Here is a 25,199-nt window from a genome sequence, read left to right on the forward strand (position 1 = left end):
GTCGGATCAGGCCGGGTAGGCGTGGGTCTGGGTGGCCTTGACCGAGGCCCAGACCGTGACCCCCGGCGCCAGGCCCAGCTCCGCGACGGCCGCCGGGGTCAGGTCGGCGGCCATCGGCAGCTCGCCGGCCAGGTCGGCGCGGACCTGGTCGCCGTGCAGGTCCAGGCCGGTGACCTCGGCCTTCCACAGGTTGCGCGCGCTGGACTGCGGCCGCTCCCGGTAGAGGGTCACGGCGGACGGTGGGAAGGCGACGAACGCCGGGCCGTCCAACTCCTCGGTGGTGGCCAGGACGGTACCGTCCGCGAGCGTGACGCGGGCGCCCTCGGCACGCCCCTGGTACAGGTTCAGCCCGACCAGTCGGGCGATGTAGTCGGTGCGCGGCCGCCGGGCGACCTCGGCCGGGCTGCCGGACTGCACCTCGTGCCCGTGCTCGATCACCACCAGCCGGTCGGCCAGCACCATCGCGTCCAGCGGGTCGTGCGTCACCAGCACCGCCACCGCCTCAAACTCGGCCAGGTGGCGGCGCAGTCGGGCCCGTACGTCGAGACGGGTCCGGGCGTCCAGGGCGGCCAGCGGCTCGTCCAGCAGGAGCAGCCGGGGGCGGACGGCGAGCGCCCGGGCCAGGGCCACCCGCTGCGCCTGTCCGCCGGAGAGCCGGCCGGGGCGCACCGACGCGTGGTCGGCCAGGCCCATCCGCTCCAGCCAGGTGGCCGCCTCGGCCCGGGCGGCGCGCTTGGGGAGGCCCTGGCAGCGCGGGCCGAAGGCGATGTTGTCGAGCGCGCTGAGGTGCGGGAAGAGCAGGTAGTCCTGGAACACCACGCCGACCGGTCGGTCCTCGGCGGGGGTGTGCACGCGCTCGGCCGGATCCTCCAACAGGCGGCCGTCCAGCCGCAGGTGGCCGCCGGTGAGCGGGAGCAGCCCGGCGAGGGCGCGCAGGGCGGTGGACTTGCCGGCGCCGTTGGGGCCGAGCAGCGCGATCACCTCGCCGGGGGCGGCGGTGAGGGCGAGGTCGAGGGTGAAGGCGGCGCGCTCGACCCGCAGCCGGGCGTCGAGGGCGGTGCTCGGCAGGCGTTCGGCGCTCATCTCGGCGTTCGTCTCGGTAATCATCGGGTCGGCTTCCAGGCGTTCAGACGTCCAGACGTCCAGACGTCCAGGCGTTCAGGCGTTCTGGCGGTCACGGTGGGGTGCGGCGAGGCGGTGGCGGGCGGCGTCACGGCGTCGACAGCCAGCGGTCGCGCAGGCCGACCAGGACGGCGACCGAGACCGCCAGCAGTACCAGCGACAGCGCGATCGCGGCCTGCGGATCGGACTCCATGGCCAGGTAGACGGCCAGCGGCATGGTCTGGGTACGGCCGGGGAAGTTGCCCGCGAAGGTGATCGTCGCGCCGAACTCGCCGAGCGCCCGGGCCCAGGCCAGGACGGCTCCGGCGGCGATCCCCGGAGCGATCAGGGGCAGCGTGACCCGCCGGAACGCGGTCAGCCGGGAGGCGCCCAGGGTCGCGGCAGCCTCCTCGTAGCGGGGGTCGGCGCCGCGCAGCGCGCCCTCGACGCTGATCACCAGGAACGGCATCGCCACGAAGGCCTCGGCGATCACGACCCCGGTGGTGGTGAACGGCAGCGTGATGCCGAACGCGGAGTCCAGCCAGGAGCCGACGATGCCGCGGCGCCCGAGCACCAGCAGCAACGCCACTCCGCCGACCACCGGCGGCAGTACCAGCGGCAGGGTGACCAGTGCCCGGATCACCCGCCGGCCCGGCAGCTCGGTGCGGGCGAGCAGCCAGGCCAGCGGGACCCCGAGGACCAGTGACACGGCGGTGGCCGCCGTCGCGCTGATCAGCGACAGGCGCAGCGCGTCCCAGACGGCGGTGCTGGTGAGTTGTTCGGACAGGCCGCTCCACGGCGCCCGGACCAGCAGCCCGACCAACGGGAGGATCAGGAACGCCAGCCCGAGCAGCGCCGGGAGCAGCAGGGTGACCGGGACGCGGTGCCGGTGCGACCGGCGCGGACGGCGCGGACGGCGGTACGGACCGGACCGCCGTCCGCCGCCAGTGCCTCCGCCGGAGCTGCCTGCGCGGGTGGCGCCTTCGTCGGTGGTGCCTTCGCCCGGGCTGCCTTCGCCGGGGCCGGTGGTGCGGAGGTTCACGGCGCCTGGAAGCCCGCCGCGGTCAGCACCTGCTTGGCCTCGGGCGACTGGACGTACGTGACGAAGGCGGCGGCGCCGTCCTTGTTCGGTGCCTTGGCGAGCGCGGCGATCGGGTAGTCGTTCACGGCCTTGTCGGCCTCGGGGAAGGTCACGCCGTCGATCTTCGCAGCATCGGCCTGCACATCGGTCTTGTACACCAGCGAGGCGTCCACCTCGCCGAGTTCGACCTTGGTGAGCGCGCCCTTGACGTCCTGCTCCAGGGTCACCGGGGTGAGCTCCAGCCCGGCGGCCTTGAGCGCGGTCAGGGCGGCGGCGCCGCAGGGTACCTCCTTCGCGCACAGCGCGACCTTCACGCCGGAGGCGGTGAGGTCCTTGAGGCCCGCGATGTGTTTGGGGTTGCCCTTGGGGACGGCGATGGTGAGCGTGTTCTTGACGAAGGTCGTCGGCTGGCCGCTCGCGCCGCCCGCGTCGGCCACGGTCTTCATGGTGGCCGGGCTGGCGGCGGCGAACACGTCCGCCGGGGCACCGGAGTTGATGCTGCTCGCGAGGGTGGAGCTGCCGCCGAAGTTGAAGGTGACCTTGCTGCCCGGGTTGGCGGCCTCGAACTTCTTGCCCAGCTCGGTGAAGGTCTCCTTGAGCGAGGCGGCGGCGAAGACGGTGATGGTGCCGCTGGCCTTCGGCGCGGTGCCGCTTCCCGCGGACGCCGGGGACCCCGCGGGGTTCGCGGCGGTGGCGGCGGTCGAAGCGGTGGAACCGGACGTGCCGCCGTCGCTGCCACAGGCGGTGACCCCGAGGCTGAGAGCGAGGGCCGCTGCGGCGGCGACGGCGAGTCTGCGGGTGGTGCCGGTGGTACAGATGCTCATCGGTGCTTCCCCTCCGGGGTGCGCGCCGGGAGGGGCGCGAGGGACGACCGCAGTTGCGGCCATTACGGCGATCATAGTGCCGCAAATACGAGCGATAAATCCTCTGTCGCTTTGCACAGGCGGGGCCTGGCGGGGGTGCCGGGCCTGCTGTGGGATGGCTCAAACGCGTGCGAGGGGGAGGGGCGGGCGTGGGGTGGGCGTGGGGTGGGCGCGGGGATGGACGAGGGGGTGGACGAGGGGGTGGGCGGAAAATGCGTCGCGCCGGGGCGGGCGAGCGGCCAGAGTGGTCACCGTCCGTGCATTCGGACGTCCGTACGTGCGACCGGGCCGCGCGGGTGCGCCGCCGCGGTCGAACCAAGGGGAGGAGTCCGTTCCAATGTCCACGCTGCGCGTCACCGCCGAGAAGCTGACCATCCTGGAGCACCCGAACGCCGATGCTCTGGAGCTCGCCCAGGTCGGTCTCTACCGAGCGGTGGTCGCGAGGGGCGCGTACCGGACCGGAGACTACGCCGTCTACATCCCCGAACAGTCCGTGCTGCCCGAGGAGTTGATCGCTGAGCTGGGACTGACCGGCAAGCTGGCCGGTGCCCAGGCGAACCGGGTGAAGGCGGTACGGCTGCGCGGCGAGCTCTCCCAGGGCATCGTCTGCCGGCCCACCGCGCTCGCCGACACCGACCTGGTCGCCGCGGCCGAGTGCGGCGAGGACTTCGCCGAGCTGCTGGGCGTGGTCAAGTGGCAGCCCCCGGTCCCGACTTCGATGAGCGGGGACGTGGTCAGCGCGCCCGACCTGCTGCCCTGGGTGGACATCGAGAACCTCAAGCGGTACCCGGACGTCTTCGAGCCCGGCGAGCCGGTGGTGCTGACCGAGAAGCTGCACGGCAGCTGCTGCCTGGTCACCTACACCGCGGACACGGGCGAGGTGCAGGTCTCGTCCAAGGGGATCGGCGCGCAGGGGCTGGCGCTGGTCGAGGACGAGCGCAACCTGTACTGGCGGGCGGTGCGCGCTTACGACATCCCTGCGGTGGCCGCCCGACTGGCGGAGCGGCTCGGCGCCGAGCGGGTCGGCATCTTCGGCGAGGTCTTCGGCGAGGGTGTGCAGGACCTGAGCTACGGCGCCTCGGCGCGCACCGACCGGCCCGGTTACGCGGCGTTCGACGTGTCGGCCGTCGTGGACGGTCAGCTGAGCTGGCTGTCCGCGTCCGAACTGCTCGACGGTGAGCTGCCGTTGGTGCCGGAGCTGTGGCGCGGGCCGTTCGACCCGGAGGTCGTGCTGGGGCACGCGCTGGGCAAGGAGAGCATTTCGGGGCGCGAACTCCACCTGCGCGAAGGCGTCGTGGTCCGACCGGTCACCGAGCGCTGGAGCCCGGTGCTCGGCGGGCGGGCGATCGCCAAGGTGGTCAGCGACGCCTACCTGACGCGCAAGGGCGGCACCGAGTACGAGTAGGCCCGGCGGTCCGGTGGGGAGCGGGTGCGCGCCCGGCGGTCGGCGGGCGGGCGTGTGCCCGGCGGTCGGCGAGCGGGGCGCGTGCCCGGCGGCTTGGGGCGTTCCTTCCGGCGTTGACTGACCGTCAGTAGAGTCGAGACGGGTATCCCCGTGCAGAAGGAGTCACCATGACCGCCGAAACCGTCATACCCGGACCGGCCGGCAATCCGCTGGTCGGATCACTGTTCGACCTCACGCGCCGGCCGCTGCGCACCTACCTCGCGGCCCGGCGGGACCACGGGGACGTGGTACGGATCCAGGCCGGCCCGCCCGGGCTGCGGGCCGACTTCTACGCGGTGTTCTCCCCGGAGGGCGCCCAGCAGGTGCTGGGTGGCGAGGCGGCCAACTTCCGCAAGGACAACGCCTTCTACGACGAGCTGCGGACCAGCGTCGGCAACGGGCTGCTGACCAGCCAGGACGGCGACTACCAGCGCCAGCGCCGGCTGATCCAGCCGCTGTTCACCCGTCGCCGGGTGGACGGCTACGCGGGCGCGATCGCGCAGGAGGTGAAGTCGCTCACCGAACGCTGGCGGACGGCGCCGGACGGCGTGGTGGACGCGGCGGACGAGATGTCGCGGTTCGCCTTGCGGACGGTCGCGAGAATCCTCTTCGGCGCCGACGTGGAGGAGGCCGTCGCCGTCGTGCAGCGCAGCTTCCCGGTGCTCGGCGAGTACGTCAAGGATCGCGGATTCGCCCCGGTCCGGGTCCCGCGCAGCTGGCCGACCCCGGGCAACCGGCGCGGCCTGGAGGCCCAGCGGGCGCTGTACGAGATCTGCGACCGGATCATCGCGGAGCGCGCCGCGCGCGGGGGCGGCGACGAGGACGCGGACGACCTGCTCACGCTGCTCGGACGCGCCCGCGGCGAGGACGGGGAACGGCTGGATCCGTCCGAACTCCGCGACCAGGTCCTGGTGTTCATGCTCGCCGGGCACGAGACCACGGCCACCTCGCTGGCCTTCGCGCTGCACCTGCTGGCCAAGCACCCGGAACAACGGAAGCTGGCCCGGGAGGAGGCGCGGACCGTCCTGGCCGGACGGGCGCCGACGGCGGCCGACCTGGAGGCGCTGCCGTACCTCACCCGGGTGCTGAAGGAGGCGATGCGGCTCTACCCGGCGGCGGCGCTGACCGGCCGGCGGGCGGTCGCGGAGACCGTCATCGACGGGTACGTCATACCGGCGGGCGCGCAGGTGGTCGTCGCCCCGCTGGTCACCCACCGGCACCCCGATCACTGGGTGGATCCGGAGCGCTTCGATCCCGACCGCTTCCTGCCGGAGGAGGAGAAGGCCCGGCACCGCTACGCCTGGTTCCCGTTCGGCGGTGGGCCGCGGGCGTGCATCGGGCAGCACTTCTCGATGCTGGAGTCGGTGCTGACCCTGGGCGCTGTGCTGCGGGACTTCGACGTGGAGGCGGTGGACCGCCGAGTGGCACTCTCCCAGGGGGTCACGCTGCGGGCAGCGAGCCCCATGCGGATCCGGGTCACGGCGAGCGACTGAAGGGCTGAAGGGCTGAAGGGCTGACGGCTTACCGATAGCAGCGGACGGACTTCAGCGAACAGATGACGGCGAACGGATAACAGCAGACAGATTTCAGCGAACAGATTTCAGTGAACAGATGACAGATTTCAAACTCTGTCATCTGTTCACTGTCTGCTGTCACGGCCGCCCGTCGTCGCCCGCTTCCCGTCCGGAGCCCGGGCACACGACCGGGTCATTCGAACACATCACCCGCCACCGGCGGGCAGCTTTTCAGATCTTCTGGTGGCTGTTTCCGGCCCCTCGATAGCGTCCCACGCACCCCAGGCCGAAAGCGCACATGCGGCTGGCATATGACGGGACCTCGTCGCCGGCCGCATGGAGTCCGCCCGGCCCGGGGAGCCCGGGCGCGCTGCGTACCGCCTCCGGGCCCGACCGGTCGACCGGAGGTCCCATGGGCACCCTCAACCACCTCAGCCTCGGCTGGCTGACGCCCGCCCTCTCGTACCTGATGGCCTGCGCCGGCGCCGCCCTCGGGCTGCGCTGCACGCTGCGCGGTCTGGCCGCGACCGGCTCCGTCCGGCGGAACTGGCTGGTCACGGCCGCTGCGGCGATCGGCTCCGGCATCTGGACCATGCACTTCGTCGCGATGTTCGGCTTCGCCGTCGACGGCACCGAGCTGCGCTACGACGTCCCGCTGACCGTCCTCAGCCTGGCGGTCGCCGTGCTGGTCACCGGCCTCGGCCTTGCCGTGGTCTGCTACGGCGGGCACCGCGGCCTCTCCCTGCTGGGCGGCGGTGTCACCACCGGACTCGGCGTCGCCGCGATGCACTACCTGGGCATGGCCGCGGTGCGGATGCACGGCGGGTTGCGCTACGACGCCGGGACGGTCGCGCTGTCCGTGCTGGTCGCGGTAGGCGCCGCCACCGCGGCGCTCTGGGCCGCCGTCACCATCCGCAACCTCTCCGCGGCCGGGGCCGCCGCGCTGGCCATGGGGCTGGCCGTCAGCTGCATGCACTACACCGGGATGGCCGCCGTCCACGTCCGGCTGGAGCCGACCCGGACCGGCCTCGGCGGGGCCAGTCCGATGGAGTTCGTCTTCCCGCTCGCCGTCGGCCTGGGCTCGTTCCTCTTCCTCGCCTCGGCCTTCGTCGCGCTCTCCCCGACCGCCCAGGAGCGGGCCGCCCACCGGCGGGCGGGCCAACTGGCCATCGAGGAGCTGGAGTTCCCCGTCGGGGCCGCCCGCCCCGGCCCGGATCACCCCGGTCCCGATCCCCTCGGTCCCGGTACCCGCGAGCCCGGCTTCCCCGGCGTCGGGCGCCACGACGCGGAGCGCCCTGACGCGGAGCACCGCGACCGCGCCGCCTGAGCTCCTCACGCCGCTCCCCACCGCCCCGAAAGGCTCCTCATCCATGCGAGACGACCGCGGTACCGCTCCCGGTGCCCGCCGGGGTGCCCACGCCGGGCCGCCCGCCCGGGCGCCACGCCCCGGTCCGTGGCTGCGCGGGCTGCGCCCCCGGACCGTCCGCGCCCGGATCATCGCCCTGCTGATGGTCCCGGTCGTCTCGGTCATCGCCCTGTGGGGGTTCGCCACCGTCACCACCGCCCAGGGCGTCTGGGACCTGCTGCGCCAGCGCGACACCCAGCGCACCGTGCTCACCCCGGTCGCCGGGGCGGTCGCCGGTCTGCAGGCCGAACGCGCCGCCGCCGGGCAGCTGTTGGCCGCCTCGCCGACCGCCCCCAGCGCCGCCCGGGAAAGCGCTTTGCGGGAGGCCGTCGCAGTCACCGACCGCGCGGTCACCCCGCTGTACCCCGACTCCCGCCACCCCGACCAGGGCTACAACCGTGCCGACGCCCAGGGCCTCGGCGGCGACGCCGCCGCCCGCCTGGACGCCCTGGGCGCCGCCCTCGCCGCCCTGCCCGAGCTGCGCGGCCGGGTCCTGGCGCGCAGTGTCGGCTGGCCCGAGGCGTACGCCGCGTACGGCGAGGCGGTGGACCGGGCGCTCGCCGCGGCCGAGGCCGTAGCCCCGCTGCAAGGCCGCCCGGCCGCCGCCGACGCGCGGGTCCTGCTGGAGCTGGCCCGCTCCCGCGAGTTGCTGGCCCGGGAGGACGCGCTGCTGCGCGCCGCCCAGCTCTCCGGAGCGCTCGGCGACGACCAGTTGCGCGAGTTCGCCGGTACGGCCTTCGCCCGGCGGGAGTTCGAGCGCGGCTCCGTGACCGGCCTGCGCCCCGCCGAACGGGAGGCGCTGCTCGCCGTGACCGGCGGCCAGGACCACCGCGAGCTGGTCGGGTACGAGGAGCGGGTCCGTGCGGCCGCGGACGGTCGGACGGCCGCCGTCGCGGTGCCGGCGGACCGGTGGGCGATGGTGGCCGGGAACGTCGAGAGCGGCCTGCGCGCCGTCGAGGACCAGGCCGGACGGCTCGCCGCGGAGCGCCAGAACCCCTACGCCTTGGGCCTCTTCACTCCGGCCGGGGCGGCCGTGCTGCTCGGCCTGGTCGGCGTGCTGGCCTCGCTGGTGATCTCGGTGCAGATCGGGCGCGGCCTGGTGACCGAGCTGATCGGCCTGAGGAACACGGCACTTGAGCTTGCCGGTCGCAAACTCCCAGCGACCATGCGGAAGTTGCGGGCCGGTGAGGAGGTCGACATCGACATCGAGGCGCCGCGGCCGACCGGACGTGGCGACGAGATCGGCCAGGTGCACCGCGCGCTCGGCACGGTCCAGCGGGCGGCCGTCACCGCGGCGGTCGAGCGGGCCGAGGTACTGTCGGGGGTGTCCGGGGTGTTCGTCAACCTCGCCCGTCGCAGCCAGGTCCTGGTGCACCGCCAACTCACCCTGCTGGACGCGATGGAGCGCCGCACCGAGGACCCGTCCGAGCTGGCCGACCTGTTCCGGCTCGACCACCTCACCACCCGGATGCGTCGCCACGCCGAGGGCCTGATCATCCTCTCCGGCGCCGCCCCCGGCCGGGCCTGGCGCCGGCCCGTCCCGCTGGTGGACGTGGTGCGCGCGGCGGTCTCCGAGGTCGAGGAGTACGCCCGGGTCGAGGTGCACCCGCTGCCGCGCGCCGCCGTCGCCGGGCACGCCGTCGCCGACCTCACCCACCTGGTCGCCGAACTGGTGGAGAACGCCACCGGCTTCTCCCCGCCGCACACCCGGGTGCACGTCCGGGGCGAACGCGTCGGCGCCGGCTACGCGTTGGAGATCGAGGACCGGGGCCTCGGCATGGGGACGCAGGCGCTGGCCGCCGCCAACCGCAGGATCGCGGCGGCCGAACCGACCGACCTCTTCGACAGTGACCGGCTCGGCCTGTTCGTGGTCAGCCGGCTAGCCCGGCGGCAGGACGTCAAGGTCTCGCTGGTGACCTCCGCGTACGGCGGCACCACCGCCGTGGTCCTGCTGCCTACCGCGCTGCTCGGCGGCGGGGCGGTGGACGAGCCGGCGGCCGGCCCGGAGGACGGATGGGAGGAGCGGCCGGCGGACGGGCCCACGGGCGGGTCGCGCCAACCGTACGGTCCGGTACCGGAGTTGGACGTCGATCCGGCGGGGGTCGGCGGGCCTCCGGCGAGTGGGGACCGCCCGCAGCACGCGGGCACGTCAGGACTTCCGGCGGCGGGTGGGCCGCCGCCGGAGGGTGGGGCGCTGCTGCCGTTCGGCGTCCGGGGGAGCGACCCCGGGCCGGTGCGCCGCACCCCCTTCCGGGCCGCTGGTGCCCGGGTGGCGGACCCGGCTGCGGACGGGGGCCCGGGTGCGGCCTCCCGTCCGCAGGCCGGGTCGCCGCAGCCGTACGGTTCGGACTCCGGTCCGGTGCCGGGGCCAGTGCCCGAGCCGGGGCCGGTGCCCGAGCCGGGGCCGGTGCCGGGAGGCCGTCAACCCGAGCCGGGGCCGGAGGAGTTGCCGCGGCGGACCCGGCAGGCGAGCCTCGTGCCGCAGCTGCGGGAGGCCCCGGCCGGGCCGGAGCCCGCGGGGCGCAGCGCAGGGCGCCGTGCTCCGGGGAGCCGTACGTCCACGAGCCAGGAGTCCGGCGGTCGCGACGGCGACGGCCGAAGCCCCGAGGCGGCGCGCGCGGCGATGGCGGCCTTCCAGAGCGGGTGGGCGCGCGGACTGCGTCCCGGGGGCGGACGGTACGACGGACCCGAGGGCCGGTTCGCCGTCCAGCCCCTCGAACGGCCGGCCGTCCAGCCCGTGGAACGGCCGGTCGATCAGCCCGTCGAGCGGCCTGCCGACCCGGCCGACCGCCCGCCGCCGCAGGGTCCGCGCGGTTCCCTGTTCCAACCCCGACCCGAAGGAGAGCGTCCGTGATCGGCACCACCCACCGCGCAGGAGAGCTGAACTGGTTGCTGGACGAGCTGGTCCGGCGCGCCCCCGAGGTCCGCTTCGCCGTGGTGCTCTCCGCCGACGGCCTGGCCATGGGCGGCTCGGCCGGTCTGCCGCGCGAGGACGGCGAGCACCTGGCGGCCGTCGCCTCCGGCTTCCACAGTCTGGCGAAGGGTGCCGGCCGGCACTTCGGCGCGGGTGACGTCCGGCAGACCATGGTCGAGCTGGAGGGCGGGTACCTGCTGGTCGCGGCGGCCGGGGAGGGCACCTGCCTGGCCGTGTTCGCCACCGCCCGGGCCGACCTCGGGCTGATCGCCTACGAGATGGCCCGACTGGTCCGCCGGGTCGGGGAGCACCTGGGCGCCGCGCCGCGCCCGGTGGACGGCTGGTGAGCCCGGTGCCCGACCCGCGCTCCGGTACCCCGCACTCACGGAACCCGCTCGCCGCCGCCCACCGGGCCCGCTGGTACGACGACGAGGCCGGCCCGCTGGTCCGTCCGTACACGATGACTCGGGGCCGCACGGGGGCCGGTGAGCAGCAGCTCGACCTGATCGCCGTGGTCTTCTGCGACGCGGCCTCCCCGTCCGGTCCGTCCGGTCCGTCCGGACCATCCGGCCCGTCCGGACCGGCGGCGTTCGCGCCCGACGCGCCCGAGCCGCCCGTCGGCCCCGAACAGGAACGGATCCTCGCGCTGTGCCGGGGCACGCCGCTGTCCGTGGCCGAGCTCGCCGCCGATCTCGACCTGCCGGTGGGAGTCGTGCGGGTGCTGCTCGGCGATCTGCTGGCGGCCGGGCTCATCCGGGTCAGCCGCCCCGTCCCGCCCGCCCTGCTCCCCGACGAGCGCATCCTCCAGGAGGTCATCCATGGACTCCGCGCACTCTGACCACCTGTCCCGTCCCGCCGGTCTGTCGGCGGCGGAGGATCCCGACGGCACCGTGCTCGCCCTCAAGATCCTGGTGGCGGGCGGCTTCGGGGTGGGCAAGACGACGCTGGTCGGCGCGGTCAGCGAGATCCGCCCGCTGCGCACCGAGGAGCGGCTGACCGAGGCCGGGCGCGGCGTGGACGACCTCGACGGCGTGGAGCGCAAGGGCACCACCACGGTGGCGATGGACTTCGGGCGGATCACCATCCGCCAGGGCCTGGCGGTCTACCTGTTCGGGACGCCGGGGCAGGACCGGTTCTGGTTCCTCTGGGACGAGTTGGCCCAGGGCGCGCTCGGAGCCGTGGTGCTCGCCGACACCCGCCGCCTGACCGACTGCTTCCCGGCCGTCGACTTCTTCGAGCACCGGGGCATCCCGTTCGTGGTCGCGGTGAACCGCTTCGCCGGGACCAGGGAGTTCGGCCCGGCGGAGGTCGCCCGGGCCTTGGACCTGGACGCGGGAACGCCGGTGCTGCTCTGCGACGCGCGCCGCCGGTCGTCGGGCAAGGAGGTGCTGATCAACCTGGTCGAGCACGCGGGCCGGGCGCGCGCCGCCCGGCTGCTCGCGGACTCCGCGTCGCCGGAGGTGAACTCCCGCACCCTGCAGGATCGATGACCCATTGCGCAGGAATGACTGCGCACGGTGAACACGGCGACCTATCATGTGACCTGTGTCACAGGTTGCCTGGCCGGGGCGCTGGTCCGGCCCAGGTGGGCGTCAGGGGTGCCGATTCCCGGGGAGAGCGGCATGGTGGATTGCGGCGGTCGGCGGGCGGACGGTGGGCCGGACAAGGGCTTCGGCCCGTTCGGGGCCGGCGGGAGGTGCGGGAACGGCGGCGGCGGCAGCGGTGGCCGCTGCGGCAGTGGCGGTCGATCGGCCGAGTTCAACCGGGTGTTCACCGCGCTGCTCCCCAGGCTCCAGCAGGCGGCCGCGGCCCTCACCGGCAGTCCGCTCGCCGCCGGGGACGTCGTCCACGACGCCTACCTGCGGATCGCCCGCAGGCCGGAGCGCTTCCTCGGCCATCCGCAGCCGTACGCCTACGCGGTCACCACGATGGTCAACCTGCTGCGCGACCAGTGGCGCCGGGAGCGCCGGAGGGTCCCGATGCCCGAGGTGCCGGAGGCGGGCGACGCGGCCGAGCGGGACCGGGCGGTGTCCGCGCCGTGGGCGGGCGGGACGGCCGAGCTGCAGGCGCGCTGGGAGGTGGCCCGGTTGCTGGGCTTCCTGACCGCCAAGCAGGCCCGCGCGGTGGCGCTGGTGGACGTCGACGGCTACACCGTCGACGAAGCGGCCGCGCTGCTCGGGCTGCACCGCAGCACCCTGGCCGTCACCCGCCGCCGCGCCCACGGGCGACTGCGCGCCGTCATCGAACGGGAGCGCGAGCGCGGCTGCGGGTGACGGGGGCACGGCTGCGACGGACGGCTGCCGCCGGCGGGCGCGGCGGCGGGCGCGGGTGGCGCGCGGGGGTGGCGGGCGTGGGTGGCGGGCGCGGGTGGCGCGAGCCGGGGTCCCCGCGCGTGGCGAACGGCGGCCCGACGCACCGTGCTGACGGCAAGTCAGCTGTTGTGCCGGTACGGCCCGTACGCTGAAAATCGTGATCACGTACGAGGACCGCCGCCTGCGCGCCCTGGCCGAGGACGGCCGTTGGCACGAGCTGCTCGCCGCCTACCGGCAGGGCCGGGCGACCGCCGTGGTCGAGGCGGGTGAGGAGGCCGCGGCGGCCCTGACCGCCCCGCTCGGCCACCTGATCGCCTACGCGGCACCGCCCGAGCTGGCCGTCCGGCTGTTCGACCGGGACGGCGGCGAGGGGACGGTCGCCGGGGTGGCCGACCACGACGCCGGTCCGCTCTGGGAGGTGCTGGCGACCCGGCACTCCTGGCTGCGGCTGGCCCCGCTGCTCGGCCCGGCCCCGGTGCGGCGGCTGGTCGCGCACACCCGGGTCCTGCTCGGCGAGGACCTCTCGTACGGGGCCGAGCCCGACCCGGAGGGCGTGCCGCTGCGTCTGGAGCCGTGGGAGGCGGCGGGCTGGGAGGAGGCCGTGCGGGTGCGCGAGTACCTGCCCGGCGGCGGTGCGCGGAGCGCGCTGCTGACCCTGCCGGCCAGCCGGGAGGGCCTCGGCGAGGTGGAGCTGCCGGCCCCGGTGCGGCGGACGGACGGTCGGCCGGTGGGGCCCCGGGTCACCCGGGCGCGGGCCGAGCTCGGCGCGCTGGCGCCGTGGGCGGAGGTGGTCTGCGTCCGCGGCCAGGCCCCACTGGCGGCCGCGCTGCTGGCCCGCGGGCGGCGGGTGGTCGGCGGGTACCTGCCGTTCGCGCTCGCCTATCCGGCGTTGGTGCGCGCCGCCGCCGTTGGTCGGGCGCAGGGCTGCGCGCACGGGCGGCTGGGGCTGTGGCGGGCGCTGGCCGCGATGGCCGGGGCGGACGGGCCGGACCCGGGCGAGGTGAACGCGCTGGTGGCCCGGATGCGCTGCTTCACCTGGCAGGAGCCGGCGGCCGGGCTGCACCACCTGCACGTCGCGCTGGAGGACCCGGCGAGCGGGGTGGCCTGGGCGGTCAGCGGCTCGCAGGAACTGTGACCTGACGGGCGACCGCGGCAGCTGTGGCTGCGGGAGCGGTTCGGGTCGCGAGCTGTGCCGGTCGGAGCTGCTCGGACCTGGGAGCTGTTCGGACCCGGGGCTGCTCGGACCTGGGAGCTGTTCGGGCCGGGAGCCGGAAGCCCCCGGCTCGGCGCCGTTTCCGGGGTTGGGGAGGCGCCGAACCGGGGGAGTGGGAGGGGCTGCGCCGTCGCTCAGGCGGCGGCGGGGGCGGTGCCCTGGGTGGGGACGCCGTCGGACTCGGTCCCGGACCCGGTCCCGGACCCGGTCCCGGGCACAGTCGCGGGCGAGGCCTCGGGCGAGGCGTCCGTCGCCGGGTTGCCGGCCCCGTGCCCGTCGACCAGCGTCAGCTCGTCGAAGGGCACCTCGCCGGCCAGCACCCGGCGGGCGCGCTCGGCGTCGAGCTCGCCGGTCCAGCGCCCGATCAGGACGGTGGCGACGGCGTTGCCGGCGAAGTTGGTGAGCGCGCGGGCCTCGGACATGAAGCGGTCGATGCCGACGATCAGGCCGACCCCGTCCACCAGCGCGGGCTTGTGCGACTGCAGCCCGCCCGCGAGGGTGGCCAGGCCGGCGCCGGTGACCCCGGCCGCGCCCTTGCTCGCGATCACCATGAACACCAGGAGCGAGAGCTGCTCGCCGATCGACATCGGCTTGTCCATCGCCTCGGAGATGAAGATCGACGCCATCGTCAGGTAGATGGCGGTGCCGTCGAGGTTGAAGCTGTAGCCGGTCGGCACGGTGATGCCGACGACCGGGCGGCTGACGCCCAGGTGCTCCATCTTGGCGATCAGGCGGGGCAGCGCGCTCTCGGAGGAGGAGGTCGAGAGGATCAGCAGGAACTCGCGGCCGAGGTACTTCAGCAGCGCGAACACGTTGATCCCGGCGACCAGGCGCAGCAGGGTGCCCAGCACCACGACGACGAACAGCGCGCAGGTCAGGTAGAAGCCGATCATGATGACCGCGAGGCTCTTCAGCGCGGCCGTGCCGGTGGCGCCCACCACGGCGGCCATGGCCCCGAAGGCGCCGATCGGCGCGACCCACATGATCATCGCCATGACCCGGAAGACCAGCCGCTGCACGTGCTCGACGCCGCGCAGCACCGGGGCGCCGCTCGGGCCCATCGCCTGCAGGGCGAAGCCGGTGAGCAGGGCGACCAGCAGGGTCTGCAGCACCTTGCCCTGGGTGAGGGCCGAGAACATGGTGTCGGGGATCATCCCGAGCAGGAAGTCGGTGGTCGACTGGGCGCCCCCGGCCGCCGCCTGCGCGTGGCCGGCCTTGGCGAGCGCGGTCGTCAGGTGCAGGCCGCCGCCGGGCTCCAGGAGGTTGCCGACGACCAGGCCGATGGCCAGCGCGACGGTCGACATCACGAGGAAGTAGCCGAGGGCCAGGCCGCCGACCTTGCCGACCTTGGCGGCCTTGGTCACCGAGCCGATGCCCAGCACGATGGTGCAGAAGATCACCGGGCTGATCATCATCTTGATCAGGTTGACGAAGCCGGTGCCGACCGGCTTGAGCTCCACGGCGAAGCCGGGGGCGGCCAGTCCGACCACCACGCCCGCGACCACCGCGGCGATCACGGCGAGGTAGAGGTAGTGGGTGCGGTCCTTGCGTCTGGGTCCCCCCGCCGTCGCGGCTCCAGCGATCGACATCTGCGGCTCCTTTGCCCTGCAGTCCTGGCGGCCCCGGGTGGTGGGCCGATCCGACTATGGGTCGGGGAGTGACGGAGGTCACGTTTGCGTTCATAGAGTTCACGCTCGGCGCACCGGGGTCGGCCGTGCGGCCCGTGGTGCACACTGGCTGGCATGTCCGAGCGCACCGCCCCCACCTCCGCGCGCCGTCGGCTCCCGCTGTCCCGCCGTCCGTTCGGCCGTCCGTTCGGCGGTCCGTCCGGCGGCCCGTCCCGCCGGCTGCCCCGTCGGCTGGTGCGCAGTCTGGCCGGGCAGCTGTTCGTCGTCCAGGTGGTCATCGTCGCCGCGGTGGTCGCGGGCGGCGCGGTGCTCGCGTACCTCTTCACCGCCGACCGGACCGAGGACGCGGCCCGCGGCCAGGTCACCGCCGTCGCCCACGCCGTCGCCGACTCGCCGTCCGTGCGGGCCGCCGTCGCCGGTCCGGACCCGACGGCGGTGCTCCAGCCGTACGTCGAGCAGGTGCGCCTGGACACCGGGGTCTCCTTCATCACCGTCATGGACACCGAGGGTGTGCGCTGGACCCACCCGCTGCCCGAGCAGATCGGCAAGCGCTACCTCGGGCACATCGACTGGGCGCTCGCCGGGCAGACCCGCAGCGAGACGTACACCGGCACGCTCGGCCCGTCCGTGCGGGTGGTCACGCCGGTGTACGACGACGGGCACCGGGTGGTCGCGCTGGTCAGCGTGGGCCGTACGGTCGAGTCGATCTCCGCCCAGCTCAGCGGCCCGCTGATGGCCCTGGTCGGGGTGGCGGTGGCCGCGCTCGCGCTCGGCGGCGCCGGCACCTACCTCGCCAACTCCCGGCTGCGGCGGCACACCCACGGCATGGGGCCGGAGGAGCTCAGCCACCTCTACGAGTACCACCAGGCCACGCTGCACTCGGTGCGCGAGGGGCTGGTCCTGCTGGACCGCTCGCACCGGGTCGTGCTCTGCAACGACGCCGCCCGCGAACTGCTCGGCTTGGCCGGGGACGTGGACGGCCGCCCGGTGACGGAGCTGGGACTGCCGGAGGCGCTGGTCGCCACCGTCCTGGGCGAGGAGCCGGTCCGGGACGAGGTGCACCTGACGCCCGAGCGGGTCGTGGTGCTCAACACCTCCACCATCGGCACCGGCCTCGGCCGGGTGGTCACCCTCCGGGACCACACCGAGCTGCAGTCGCTCAGCGGCGAGTTGGACTCGGTCCGCGGCTTCACCGAGGCGCTGGGCGCGCAGGCGCACGAGGCCGCCAACCGGCTGCACGCGGTCGTCTCGCTGATCGAACTCGGCCGCCACGAACAGGCGGTGGAGTTCGCCACCGCCGAACTCGAACTCGCCCAGCAGCTCACCGACCGGGTGGTCGCGGCGGTCAGCGAACCGGTGCTGGCCGCGCTGCTGCTCGGCAAGGCCGCCCAAGCCGCGGAGCGGGGAGTGGAGTTGACCCTCACCGAGGACAGCCGGATCGACGACGGACTGCTCCCGCCCAAGCTCCCCGCGCGGGACCTGATCACCGTGCTCGGCAACCTGATCGACAACGCCGTGGACGCCGCCATCGCGGGGGCCGCGCGGAGCACCGCCCCGCCGGAGGTCACCGTCACCGCGCGGATCGACGGGGACGGGGCCGACGGCGCGTGCCTGCTGCTGCGGGTCGCCGACACCGGCGCGGGCATCGACCCCTCGGCCGTCGAGGACGTGTTCCGGCGCGGCTGGAGCACCAAGCAGGACGGTCGCGGGCACGGCCTCGGCCTGGCCCTGGTCGCCCAGGCCGCCCGGCGCAACGGCGGCACCGTCGAGGTCGGCCGGGACCGCGGGGCGGTGCTGACGGTCCGGCTGCCGCTGGCCGGCCGGGCGGGCGCGGCGGCCGGTGCGGTGGGGGAAGCGGCCGGTCGACTGGCGGAGGCGGCCGGTCGGTCGGGGGAAGCGGCCGGTGCAGCGGAGGAAGCGGTCGGTCGGCTGCCGGACGCGGCCGGTCGGCCGGGCGGGCCGGAGGCGGCAGGGGCCGAGCAGCAAGGGGTGTCCGCATGACCGGCCCGGCGGGGATCTCGGTCCTGGTCGTCGAGGACGATCCGGTGGCGGCCGCCGCGCACACCCTGTACGTCGAGCGCGAACCCGGTTTCCACGCCGCAGGCACCGTCCACAGCTGCGCCGACGCGCTGCGCTTCCTCGACCGGGCCCGCGCCGCCGGAACCCCCGTCGACCTCACCCTGCTGGACCTCTACCTGCCGGACGGCCACGGGCTGCAGCTGTGCCGCACGCTGCGCGCCGCCGGCCACAGCACCGACGTGATCGCGGTGACCTCGGCCCGTGACCTGGCGATGGTCCGGCAGGCCGTCTCGGCGGGCGTCGTGCAGTACCTGCTGAAACCGTTCAGTGCCGCCGCCCTGCACGACCGCCTGGAACGCTACGCCCGCTACCGCGACAGCCTCGGGCGCACCGGCGAGGCGACCGGCCAGGACGAGGTCGACCAGGCCTTCGCGCTGCTCCGCACCCCCGAGCGCAGCACCCTGCCCAAGGGCCTGTACGCGCCCACCCTGGACACCGTCGCCTCGGTGCTGCGGGAGGCCGCGACCGGTCTGTCGGCGGCCGCCGCGGGTGCCGCCGCCGGGGTCTCGCGGATCACCGCACGGCGCTACCTGGAGCACCTGGTGGACACCGGACGGGCGGTGCGGGAGCCGCAGTACGGGAACGTCGGGCGGCCGGAGCTCTGCTACCGGTGGAAGACGGGCTCCAAGGGCTGACGGCCGGCGCTCGCCGGTTCGCGGCGGTCCTCAGCCGTGGCCTCTCCCGGTCGTCGTGACCGCTCTCGATCGCCGTGACTCGCTCTCGATCGCGGGCGCTTCTGATCGTGGGCGCTCCCGATCGTGGGCGCTCCCGATCGCGGGTGCTCTCGATCGTGGTGCTCGATCGTGGGCGCTCCGGGCGTGACCTCTCGGCGCGGTGCTCGTTGGAGAACCGGGGGCGGTTCACCCGCTCGGGTGGTTCTGAGGGGCCCGCTGGCATTCCACCAGGTCAAGGGCAGTAAAGTTAGGCTTACCTAACTTCTTCTGGGGGTTTGTCGTGTCGCTCGCTGCCGTACCCGCCCAGGCCGCCTCCGGAGCCCCGGCCGTCGGTGCCACCGGCGCCGTCGGTGCCGCCGGTGAGGCCATCCTGCGTCGCCAGCGCGTCCGCGAGTCCGCCGCCAGGACGTACGCCCGCTCCTTCCCGATCGTCCCGGTCCGCGCCAACGGCATGACCGTCGAGGGCGCCGACGGACGGCGCTACCTGGACTGCCTCTCCGGCGCCGGCACGCTCGCCCTCGGCCACAACCACCCGGTCGTGCTGGAAGCCATCCGCGGCACCCTGGACAGCGGCGCCCCGCTGCACCTGCTCGACCTCGCCACCGCGGAGAAGGACGACTTCACCAGCGCCCTGTTCGAGAGCCTGCCCGCCGAGTTCGCCGGGCGCGCCCGGGTGCACTTCTGCGGCCCGGCCGGGACGGACGCGGTCGAAGCCGCGCTCAAGCTCACCCAGACCGCCACCGGCCGCTCCGGCGCGCTCGCCTTCACCGGCGCCTACCACGGCATGACCGCCGGCGCCCTCGCGCTCACCGGCAACGTCGCCGTCAAGGAACCGCTGCCGAGCGGCGGCGAGGTCGTCCGGCTGCCCTACCCGTACGGCTACCGCTGCCCGTTCGGGGTCGGCGGCGAGGCGGGCGCCGACCTCGCCGCGACGTACGTCGAGCGGCTGCTGGACGACCCGTCGGGCGGGGTGCTGCCGCCCGCCGCGATGATCCTGGAGGCCGTCCAGGGCGAGGGCGGCGTCGTTCCCGCGCCGGACCGCTGGCTGCGCGAGATGCGCCGGATCACCGCCGAACGCGGCATCCCGCTGATCGTCGACGAGGTGCAGACCGGCGTCGGCCGCACCGGAGCGATGTGGGCCGTCGAGCACAGCGGCATCGTCCCGGACGCCATGGTGCTCTCCAAGGCCATCGGCGGCAGCCTGCCGCTCGCCGTCGTCGTCTACCGCGAGGACTACGACGGTTGGCGGCCCGGCGCCCACACCGGCACCTTCCGCGGCAACACCCTCGCCATGGCCGCCGGGGCCGCGACGCTCCGGTACGTCGCGGCGCACGGGCTGGCCGAGCGGGCGGCCGTCGTCGGCGACCGGATGGCGGCCCGGCTGCGCGCACTCGCGGGCGAGCTGCCGGTGATCGGCGACGTGCGCGGCCGGGGCCTGATGCTCGGCGTCGAACTGGTCGACCCGACAGCCGAGCCCGACGCCTGCGGGGCGCGTCCGGCGGACCCGGCGCTCGCCGTGCGGGTCCGGGAGGCCTGCCTGGCGCGCGGACTGATCGTCGAACTCGGCGGGCGCCACGACGCGGTGCTGCGGCTGCTGCCGCCGCTCACCATCACCGACGAGCAGGTGACGGCCGTGTTGGAACGGCTGGCGGAGGCGATCGCGTCGGCGTCGGCCGAGGCCGGGGGGCCGGGGGCTCGGCCGGGTGTCGCGTCGGGCGCCGCGTCGGTCGAGGCCGGCTCGGGGAGGGGCGCGCGGTGAGCGGGGACGGGCCCGGGCCGATCGGGCTGCCGGGTGGCGAGGTCGCGGCGGACGCCCTGGCCGGCGGCGCGGGCGGCCCCGGGGCGCTCGGGCCGCTGCTGGCCACCGTCCTGGACGCCCTGGACACCGGCATCGCCATGCGCTCCGGACCGCTGCCGGCCGGAAGCCCCGCCGAGATCACCGCCCTGGTCGGCGACGCCCTGGCCACCGCCGCCGGCCGGGACGCGCTCGCCCGGCTCACCGAACTCCTCGCCTACGGAGCCGCCGACCCCGCCGACCCGGCCTGCGCCGCCCACCTGCACTGCCCGCCGCTCGCCGTCGCCGCCGCGGCGGACCTCGCCGTCAGCGCCCTCAACCCCTCGCAGGACTCCTGGGACCAGGCCCCCGCCGCCACGGCGCTGGAGACCGCGCTGCTCGCCGAGATCGCCGAGCTGGTCGGCTACGATCCGGCGCGCTCCGCCGGGGTCCTCACCTCCGGCGGCACCGAGTCCAACATCATGGGGCTCATGCTGGCGCGCGACCAGAAGCTCGACGGCATCGTGGAGCTGGACGGGATCCCGGCGGGCGTCCGGCCGTGCATCCTCGCCTCCGAAGCCGCGCACTTCTCCGTCCAGCGCGCCGCGGCCCTCCTCGGGCTCGGCGAACGGGCCGTCGTCCCCGTCCCGGTCGACCGCGGCCTGCGGATGCGGGAGGACGCGCTGGAACGGGCGCTCGCCGAGGCCGGTTGGGCGGGCCGGACCCCGATCGCCGTGGTCGCCACTGCCGGTACCACCGACACCGGGGCCGTCGACCCGCTGCACGCCGCCGCCGACCTCGCCCGCCGCTACGGCGCCTGGCTGCACGTCGACGCCGCGTACGGCGGCGGGGCGCTGCTCTCCGACCGGCTCGCCCCGCTCCTCGACGGCATCGCCCGCGCCGACTCGGTCGCCCTCGACTGGCACAAGCTCGGCTGGCAGCCGGCCGCCGCCGGGGTCTTCCTGGTCCGCCGGGCCGAAACGTACGTCTCCCTGGCCCGCCGCGCCGAGTACCTCAACCCGGTCGACGACGAGCGGGCCGGCTACCCCAGCCTGCTCGGCCGCTCGCTGCGCACCACCCGTCGCGCCGACGCCTTCAAGCTCGCCGTCACCCTGCGCACCCTCGGCCGCGACGGCCTCGGCCGGCTCGTCGACACCTGTCACGACCTCGCCCTCGCCGCCGCCGACGCCGTCCGCGCCGAACCCTCCCTCGAACTCCACGCCGACCCCGTCCTGACCGCCGTCCTCTTCCGCTACCGCCCGCCGGGCGTGACGGACGGGGCGGCGCTGGACGAGACGAACGGGCGGCTGCGGCGCCTGCTGCTGCGCGGGGGCCGGGCGGTGGTCGGACGGACGGAGCTCCCGGGGCAGGGCCCGGGGCGGGTGCGGTTGAAGCTGACGCTGCTGAACCCGCACGCGACGGTGGGGGAGGTGGGCACGCTGCTGCGGGAGGTGGTGCGGGCCGGCCGCAAGGTGGCGGGCGAGCGCGCGGGGTAGCGGCCGCCCGTCGCGGTTTCCGGTACGCCCGGTCCGTGTCTCCGGGGCCCGGGTCCGTGTCTCCGGTGCGCCGGTCCGTGTCTCGGAGCCCCGGTCCGTGTTTCCGGTGTACCGGTCCGGGGCGTCACGCGGTTCGTGTGGTGCCCTTTCTCCCGCTTCCAAATCAGGAGCCTTTTCCCGAGCCGGTGTTGGAGGAATCCACACTGGTGTGGGAGGCTCTTCGGAGATATCTGACCGCGTCGCCGTTGATGTGCGTGGACATAGCGTCGTGAGGGTGTACAGGCCGTTTCCGGCCGCCCGGTGATCACATTTCGCCAACCCCCGGTCAGGGCTTGCGGAGATCCCGAAGAGCGGCGGTAACTTCATGTGGCCGCAGCCCCACCATGCGCACACGGCACCCCCGGGGTAGGCCGCCTGATCAGGCACATGTCGCCCAGGCGCGGTGATCACTCCCGGAGATCCGGGTGAAATCCGCCTACCCGTCGTGCATTTCTGTGAACCCCGGTGAATCCCACGTGAACACCGTCCTGTGACCATGCTGCGAAGCGGAGGCAAGGCATGCGCGAAACCGTTCCGGACGACGAGCCGATAACCACCCCGGCGGGCCCGTACGAGGCCCTCCCGTACTCCCGCAGGTGCCGGGAGATCTGGCAGCGGGGAGAGCACCTGCTGATCGGCGTCAGCCCGGGGAACAGCTATTTCAGTCACCGCCGGATCGCCGAACTCGTCGGGTGGGGGCTCGAGTTCTTCGGACGCATCGACATCGTGTACGCCGACCTCCACGTCGCGACCCAGTTCGAGACCTTCGGCTACACCCCCGAACACGCACAGCGGCGGGCCGCCAAGGAGGTCAAGGCCACCGCCCGCCGGATCGAGCGGGGCGTCGAGGAATCCGGCCGCCGGAACGCCGTCGGGGTACACGCCCTCTCCGACTTCACCGCCGACGACGCCTACCGGCGGCTGCACCGGCAGGCCGTCGACGGCCTGCGGACCGACCCGGTGTACCGGGCCGCCGCGGAAGGCATGGCGCGCGGCTTCCTGGCCGCCCGGATGGGCGAGGGCCTGGCCCCGAACGAGCCCCAACTCGCCGCCGGGGTGCGCTACATCACCGCCGAGCTGCCGTTCTTCCTGGACACCCCGGCGCTGCTCGGCGTGGCGTCCTCGGTCAGCTGCTACCACCTGCAACTGCCGCTCACACCCGTGCTGTTCGGGCGGGAGGAGGGGACGCGGGCGGCGGCGGGCCAGGCCTACGCGGTGGTGCGGCCGGCGGGCGTGCCCTCTGTTCCGGCGGCCGAGCTGCCCTCGGTGTCGGCCGACCTGCCGCCGGTGTCGGCCACCGCTGGGTCCGGGCCCGTCGGGATCGGTTCCGCCGTGTCCCGGCCCGTCGGGGTCGGTCCCGTCCGGGCCGCGTAGCCAACTCCCCTTCCCGCCTGCGGGTTTCCCGCATTTCCACGCAAGGAGACGTCCATGACGGAACTGCTGACGACCGAACTCACCTTCCCGTTCTCCCGGCGGGGCGACGTGCTCCCCGAGGAGGCCGACCGGCTGCGCGAGCGGCAACCGATCGCCCGGGTCCGCACCATGACCGGGGACCCGGCCTGGCTGGTCAGCAACTACCGGCTCGCCAAGCAGGTGCTGGAGGACGAGCGGTTCAGCCTCAAGGACACCGCCAACCCCGGCGTGCCGCGCCAGTACGCGCTGACCATCCCGCCGGAGGTGGTCAACAACATGGGCAACATCAACAGCGCCGGGCTGCGCAACGCCGTCATGAAGACGCTCACCCCGCGCGCCGACAAGGAACTCGACGGCTGGCTGCAGGCCGAAGCCCACCGCCTGATCGACGCCCTGGAGGCGCAGGGCGCGCCGGGCGAACTGCGCGACGGTTTCACGGAGCCCTACTCGGCCGCGCTGCACTGCCGACTGCTCGGCATCCCGGCCGACGACTGGCGGCGGCTGATGTCCGGCATCGACGTGGCCTTCCTGACCAGCCCGGTGCCCTTCGCGGGATCGACGCCCAACTGGTACAAGGACCTCGGCTACATGCTGGGGAAGCTCAACGCCGATCCGGAGCCGGTGGACGGGCTGCTCGGACGGTTCGCCGCGCTGCGCCGCTCCCCGGACGTCTCGGACCGGGTGAGCGACGAACTGCTCGCCACCGTCGCCCTGTCGCTGTTCGGCGCGGGCGCCGTCTCCACCTCGGCGTTCCTGCTGAACGCCATCGTCTACCTGTGCGAGCAGCCCCAACTCGCCGAGCGGCTGCGGCGGGATCCCGCGCTGATCGGCCGCGCGGTGGACGAGCTGCTGCGGGTCAACCTCTCGATCGGCGACGCGCTGCCGCGGCTGGCGCTCGCGGACGTCCAGGTGGGCGATGTCCTGGTGCGGGAGGGCGAGTTGGTGCTCGTCCTGATCGAGGGCGCCAACTACGACCCCGCGGTCTTCCCGCACCCCGGGCGGATCGACTTCGACCGGACGGAGAACCCGCACCTCGCCTTCGGGGCCGGCCGCCACTTCTGCCCGGCCTCGGCGCTCGGCCGTACGCACGCCGAGATCGCCGTGACCGCGCTGGTCGAGCGGTTGCCGGAGCTCCGGCTCGCCCTGCCCGTCGAGCAGTTGGCCTGGCGGCCGGGGTTCATCAAGCGCATGCCGGAGCGGCTGCCGGTGGTGTGGTGACGCGGTGTGGCGACGCCGTGGTGCTGTGGCGCGGTGTGGCGACGCCGTGGTGCCGTGACGTGGTGAGGTGAGGCGGTGCCCCGGTGGGGCCTGGAGCGGCGCCCCGGGGGCGTGCCGCGTCAGGCGCCCAGGAGGACCTTGCGGGTCAGCTCCCAGGTGTGGGGGTCGGCCGCGACCAGGAGGCCGTCCACGCAGCCGGGGGCCTCGGGGCGGTAGGGGGTGCCGTCCAGCCGCGCGGACACGCCACCGGCCTCGGTGACCAGCAGGGAGCCGGGGGCGTGGTCCCACGGGAGGGTGCGCCAGTAGAGCAGGAAGTCGAAGCGGCCCTCGATGACGTCGGGGTACTCGATCCCGGCGGCGTGCCGGCCGGGGGAGACGTCGCCGAACACCGAGCAGTTGGCTTCGAGGTGGCGGCGGTGGTCCGGGTCCAGGAAGCGGCTCTTCACCGAGCCGCGCAGCTCGGCGGGGTCCTGCGGCGCCGGGGGGCGGGTGAGGCGCTCGCCGTCGCGCCAGGCGCCGGATCCCAGTTCGGCGCGGTAGGCGGTGGCGGTCGCCGGCTGCCAGATCCAGGAGGCGACCGTCCGGCCGCTGCGGACCAGGGAGCACATCACGGCGTACTCGGGACGGCCGGCGATGAAGTTGGCGGTGCCGTCGACCGGGTCGACCAGCCAGGCGGCGGGCTCGTCGTGGAGGGCCAGGGCCAGCGCGGGGTCGGCGGCGACCGCCTCCTCGCCGACCACGGGGACGGGCAGCAGCTCGTGCAGGCGGCGGGCGATGATGGCTTCGGCCTCGCGGTCGGCGACCGTCACGACCTCGCCGGGTGCCTTCTCCATGACCTCGCCGGCGGCCAGCGCCCGGAATCGCGGTTCCACCGCCTCGGCCGATGCCTCGGCGAGTATCGCGGCCACCTTGTCCATCAGCACGTTTGCGCTCCCTTCGCTGTGTACCACTCTCCCACGAGTGCGCGCAGGGGGCTGCGGCGGAAGGGGGGTGCGGACGCGGACAGCGGACGGACTTGGGATGACAGCAGA

Annotated in this window: 20 protein-coding genes; 15 read left to right on the plus strand and 5 right to left on the minus strand. The window is 74.7% G+C overall.

Annotated features, from left to right (window positions below; all coding sequences use genetic code 11):
* Positions 1-6: 6 nt before the first annotated feature.
* The 3 genes from ACIRD3_RS01820 to modA form a co-directional block, all read right to left on the minus strand.
* Entirely contained in the window at positions 7-1,107 is a 1,101-nt protein-coding gene (locus ACIRD3_RS01820; RefSeq protein ID WP_402209999.1) for an ABC transporter ATP-binding protein, read from the minus strand.
* A 103-nt stretch (positions 1,108-1,210) separates the two neighbouring features.
* Positions 1,211-2,143, minus strand: coding sequence for an ABC transporter permease (locus tag ACIRD3_RS01825; protein WP_402210001.1), 933 nt, complete (start codon positions 2,141-2,143; stop codon positions 1,211-1,213).
* On the minus strand, positions 2,140-3,006 hold the full coding sequence (gene modA, locus ACIRD3_RS01830) for a molybdate ABC transporter substrate-binding protein (protein WP_402210004.1): 867 nt from the start codon (positions 3,004-3,006) through the stop codon (positions 2,140-2,142). The genes ACIRD3_RS01825 and modA overlap by 4 nt, the downstream gene beginning before the upstream one ends.
* 376 nt (positions 3,007-3,382) lie before the next feature.
* Between modA and ACIRD3_RS01835 the strand changes: the two genes are divergently transcribed.
* The 9 genes from ACIRD3_RS01835 to ACIRD3_RS01875 all read left to right on the plus strand — a co-directional run bounded on the left by ACIRD3_RS01835 (position 3,383) and on the right by ACIRD3_RS01875 (position 13,769).
* On the plus strand, positions 3,383-4,450 hold the full coding sequence (locus ACIRD3_RS01835; protein WP_402210007.1) for an RNA ligase (ATP): 1,068 nt from the start codon (positions 3,383-3,385) through the stop codon (positions 4,448-4,450).
* 167 nt (positions 4,451-4,617) lie between these two features.
* Positions 4,618-5,982 (plus strand): cytochrome P450, encoded by a 1,365-nt coding sequence (locus ACIRD3_RS01840; protein WP_402210010.1) that lies wholly within the window; start codon positions 4,618-4,620, stop codon positions 5,980-5,982.
* A 433-nt stretch (positions 5,983-6,415) separates the two neighbouring features.
* Complete coding sequence (locus ACIRD3_RS01845) at positions 6,416-7,330, plus strand: MHYT domain-containing protein (RefSeq protein WP_402210013.1); 915 nt, start codon at positions 6,416-6,418, stop codon at positions 7,328-7,330.
* Positions 7,331-7,373: 43 nt separating this feature from the next.
* The gene (locus tag ACIRD3_RS01850; RefSeq protein WP_402210016.1) at positions 7,374-10,262 is read left to right on the plus strand and encodes a nitrate- and nitrite sensing domain-containing protein; all 2,889 of its coding nucleotides are present in this window, start codon (positions 7,374-7,376) and stop codon (positions 10,260-10,262) included.
* Positions 10,259-10,669, plus strand: coding sequence for a roadblock/LC7 domain-containing protein (locus ACIRD3_RS01855; protein WP_402210019.1), 411 nt, complete (start codon positions 10,259-10,261; stop codon positions 10,667-10,669). The genes ACIRD3_RS01850 and ACIRD3_RS01855 overlap by 4 nt, the downstream gene beginning before the upstream one ends.
* A 113-nt stretch (positions 10,670-10,782) precedes the next feature.
* Entirely contained in the window at positions 10,783-11,160 is a 378-nt protein-coding gene (locus tag ACIRD3_RS01860; RefSeq protein WP_402210765.1) for a DUF742 domain-containing protein, read from the plus strand.
* Positions 11,141-11,812, plus strand: a complete 672-nt coding sequence (locus ACIRD3_RS01865; protein ID WP_402210022.1) for a GTP-binding protein — start codon at positions 11,141-11,143, stop codon at positions 11,810-11,812. Before ACIRD3_RS01860 ends, ACIRD3_RS01865 begins: the two co-directional genes overlap by 20 nt.
* Positions 11,813-11,944: 132 nt before the next feature.
* The gene (locus ACIRD3_RS01870) at positions 11,945-12,595 is read left to right on the plus strand and encodes an RNA polymerase sigma factor (RefSeq protein WP_402210025.1); all 651 of its coding nucleotides are present in this window, start codon (positions 11,945-11,947) and stop codon (positions 12,593-12,595) included.
* 196 nt (positions 12,596-12,791) lie between these two features.
* On the plus strand, positions 12,792-13,769 hold the full coding sequence (locus ACIRD3_RS01875; protein ID WP_402210028.1) for a hypothetical protein: 978 nt from the start codon (positions 12,792-12,794) through the stop codon (positions 13,767-13,769).
* 212 nt (positions 13,770-13,981) lie between these two features.
* On the opposite strand, the gene ACIRD3_RS01880 is transcribed toward ACIRD3_RS01875, so the two are convergent.
* Positions 13,982-15,436 (minus strand): cation:dicarboxylate symporter family transporter, encoded by a 1,455-nt coding sequence (locus tag ACIRD3_RS01880; RefSeq protein ID WP_402210031.1) that lies wholly within the window; start codon positions 15,434-15,436, stop codon positions 13,982-13,984.
* A 153-nt stretch (positions 15,437-15,589) separates the two neighbouring features.
* Between ACIRD3_RS01880 and ACIRD3_RS01885 the strand changes: the two genes are divergently transcribed.
* The 6 genes from ACIRD3_RS01885 (at position 15,590) to ACIRD3_RS01910 (ending at position 24,168) form a co-directional block, all read left to right on the plus strand.
* A complete protein-coding gene (locus tag ACIRD3_RS01885; RefSeq protein WP_402210034.1) occupies positions 15,590-17,476 on the plus strand; it encodes an ATP-binding protein in 1,887 nt (628 codons plus the stop codon).
* Positions 17,473-18,189 carry a response regulator gene (locus ACIRD3_RS01890; RefSeq protein WP_402210037.1) on the plus strand — a complete coding sequence of 239 codons (717 nt, stop codon included), beginning with the start codon at positions 17,473-17,475 and terminating at the stop codon, positions 18,187-18,189. Before ACIRD3_RS01885 ends, ACIRD3_RS01890 begins: the two co-directional genes overlap by 4 nt.
* Before the next feature lie 319 nt (positions 18,190-18,508).
* A complete protein-coding gene (locus ACIRD3_RS01895) occupies positions 18,509-19,987 on the plus strand; it encodes a diaminobutyrate--2-oxoglutarate transaminase (RefSeq protein WP_402210040.1) in 1,479 nt (492 codons plus the stop codon).
* A complete protein-coding gene (locus ACIRD3_RS01900; protein ID WP_402210042.1) occupies positions 19,984-21,498 on the plus strand; it encodes a pyridoxal phosphate-dependent decarboxylase family protein in 1,515 nt (504 codons plus the stop codon). The genes ACIRD3_RS01895 and ACIRD3_RS01900 overlap by 4 nt, the downstream gene beginning before the upstream one ends.
* Before the next feature lie 558 nt (positions 21,499-22,056).
* Entirely contained in the window at positions 22,057-22,911 is an 855-nt protein-coding gene (locus tag ACIRD3_RS01905; protein WP_402210045.1) for a tRNA-dependent cyclodipeptide synthase, read from the plus strand.
* Positions 22,912-22,965: 54 nt separating this feature from the next.
* Positions 22,966-24,168: a cytochrome P450 gene (locus ACIRD3_RS01910; RefSeq protein ID WP_402210048.1), complete on the plus strand. Its 1,203-nt coding sequence runs from the start codon at positions 22,966-22,968 to the stop codon at positions 24,166-24,168.
* A gap of 119 nt (positions 24,169-24,287) precedes the next feature.
* On the opposite strand, the gene ACIRD3_RS01915 is transcribed toward ACIRD3_RS01910, so the two are convergent.
* Positions 24,288-25,085, minus strand: a complete 798-nt coding sequence (locus tag ACIRD3_RS01915; protein ID WP_402210768.1) for an inositol monophosphatase family protein — start codon at positions 25,083-25,085, stop codon at positions 24,288-24,290.
* Positions 25,086-25,199: the final 114 nt, after the last annotated feature.

Origin of the sequence: Kitasatospora sp. NPDC093550, from assembly GCF_044764985.1 — a bacterium.
GTDB lineage: Bacteria > Actinomycetota > Actinomycetes > Streptomycetales > Streptomycetaceae > Kitasatospora.

What these genes read in the sequence shown, in the direction of transcription:
- ACIRD3_RS01885 (WP_402210034.1), top strand. Translation starts at nt 15,590, where the DNA reads ATGTCCGAGCGCACCGCCCCCACCTCCGCGCGCCGTCGGCTCCCGCTG.
- ACIRD3_RS01870 (WP_402210025.1), top strand. Translation starts at nt 11,945, where the DNA reads ATGGTGGATTGCGGCGGTCGGCGGGCGGACGGTGGGCCGGACAAGGGC.
- ACIRD3_RS01880 (WP_402210031.1), bottom strand. Translation starts at nt 15,436, where the DNA reads ATGTCGATCGCTGGAGCCGCGACGGCGGGGGGACCCAGACGCAAGGAC.
- ACIRD3_RS01845 (WP_402210013.1), top strand. Translation starts at nt 6,416, where the DNA reads ATGGGCACCCTCAACCACCTCAGCCTCGGCTGGCTGACGCCCGCCCTC.
- ACIRD3_RS01850 (WP_402210016.1), top strand. Translation starts at nt 7,374, where the DNA reads ATGCGAGACGACCGCGGTACCGCTCCCGGTGCCCGCCGGGGTGCCCAC.
- ACIRD3_RS01835 (WP_402210007.1), top strand. Translation starts at nt 3,383, where the DNA reads ATGTCCACGCTGCGCGTCACCGCCGAGAAGCTGACCATCCTGGAGCAC.
- ACIRD3_RS01890 (WP_402210037.1), top strand. Translation starts at nt 17,473, where the DNA reads ATGACCGGCCCGGCGGGGATCTCGGTCCTGGTCGTCGAGGACGATCCG.
- ACIRD3_RS01910 (WP_402210048.1), top strand. Translation starts at nt 22,966, where the DNA reads ATGACGGAACTGCTGACGACCGAACTCACCTTCCCGTTCTCCCGGCGG.
- ACIRD3_RS01905 (WP_402210045.1), top strand. Translation starts at nt 22,057, where the DNA reads ATGCGCGAAACCGTTCCGGACGACGAGCCGATAACCACCCCGGCGGGC.
- ACIRD3_RS01860 (WP_402210765.1), top strand. Translation starts at nt 10,783, where the DNA reads ATGACTCGGGGCCGCACGGGGGCCGGTGAGCAGCAGCTCGACCTGATC.
- ACIRD3_RS01840 (WP_402210010.1), top strand. Translation starts at nt 4,618, where the DNA reads ATGACCGCCGAAACCGTCATACCCGGACCGGCCGGCAATCCGCTGGTC.
- ACIRD3_RS01915 (WP_402210768.1), bottom strand. Translation starts at nt 25,085, where the DNA reads ATGGACAAGGTGGCCGCGATACTCGCCGAGGCATCGGCCGAGGCGGTG.
- ACIRD3_RS01820 (WP_402209999.1), bottom strand. Translation starts at nt 1,107, where the DNA reads ATGATTACCGAGACGAACGCCGAGATGAGCGCCGAACGCCTGCCGAGC.
- modA (WP_402210004.1), bottom strand. Translation starts at nt 3,006, where the DNA reads ATGAGCATCTGTACCACCGGCACCACCCGCAGACTCGCCGTCGCCGCC.
- ACIRD3_RS01865 (WP_402210022.1), top strand. Translation starts at nt 11,141, where the DNA reads ATGGACTCCGCGCACTCTGACCACCTGTCCCGTCCCGCCGGTCTGTCG.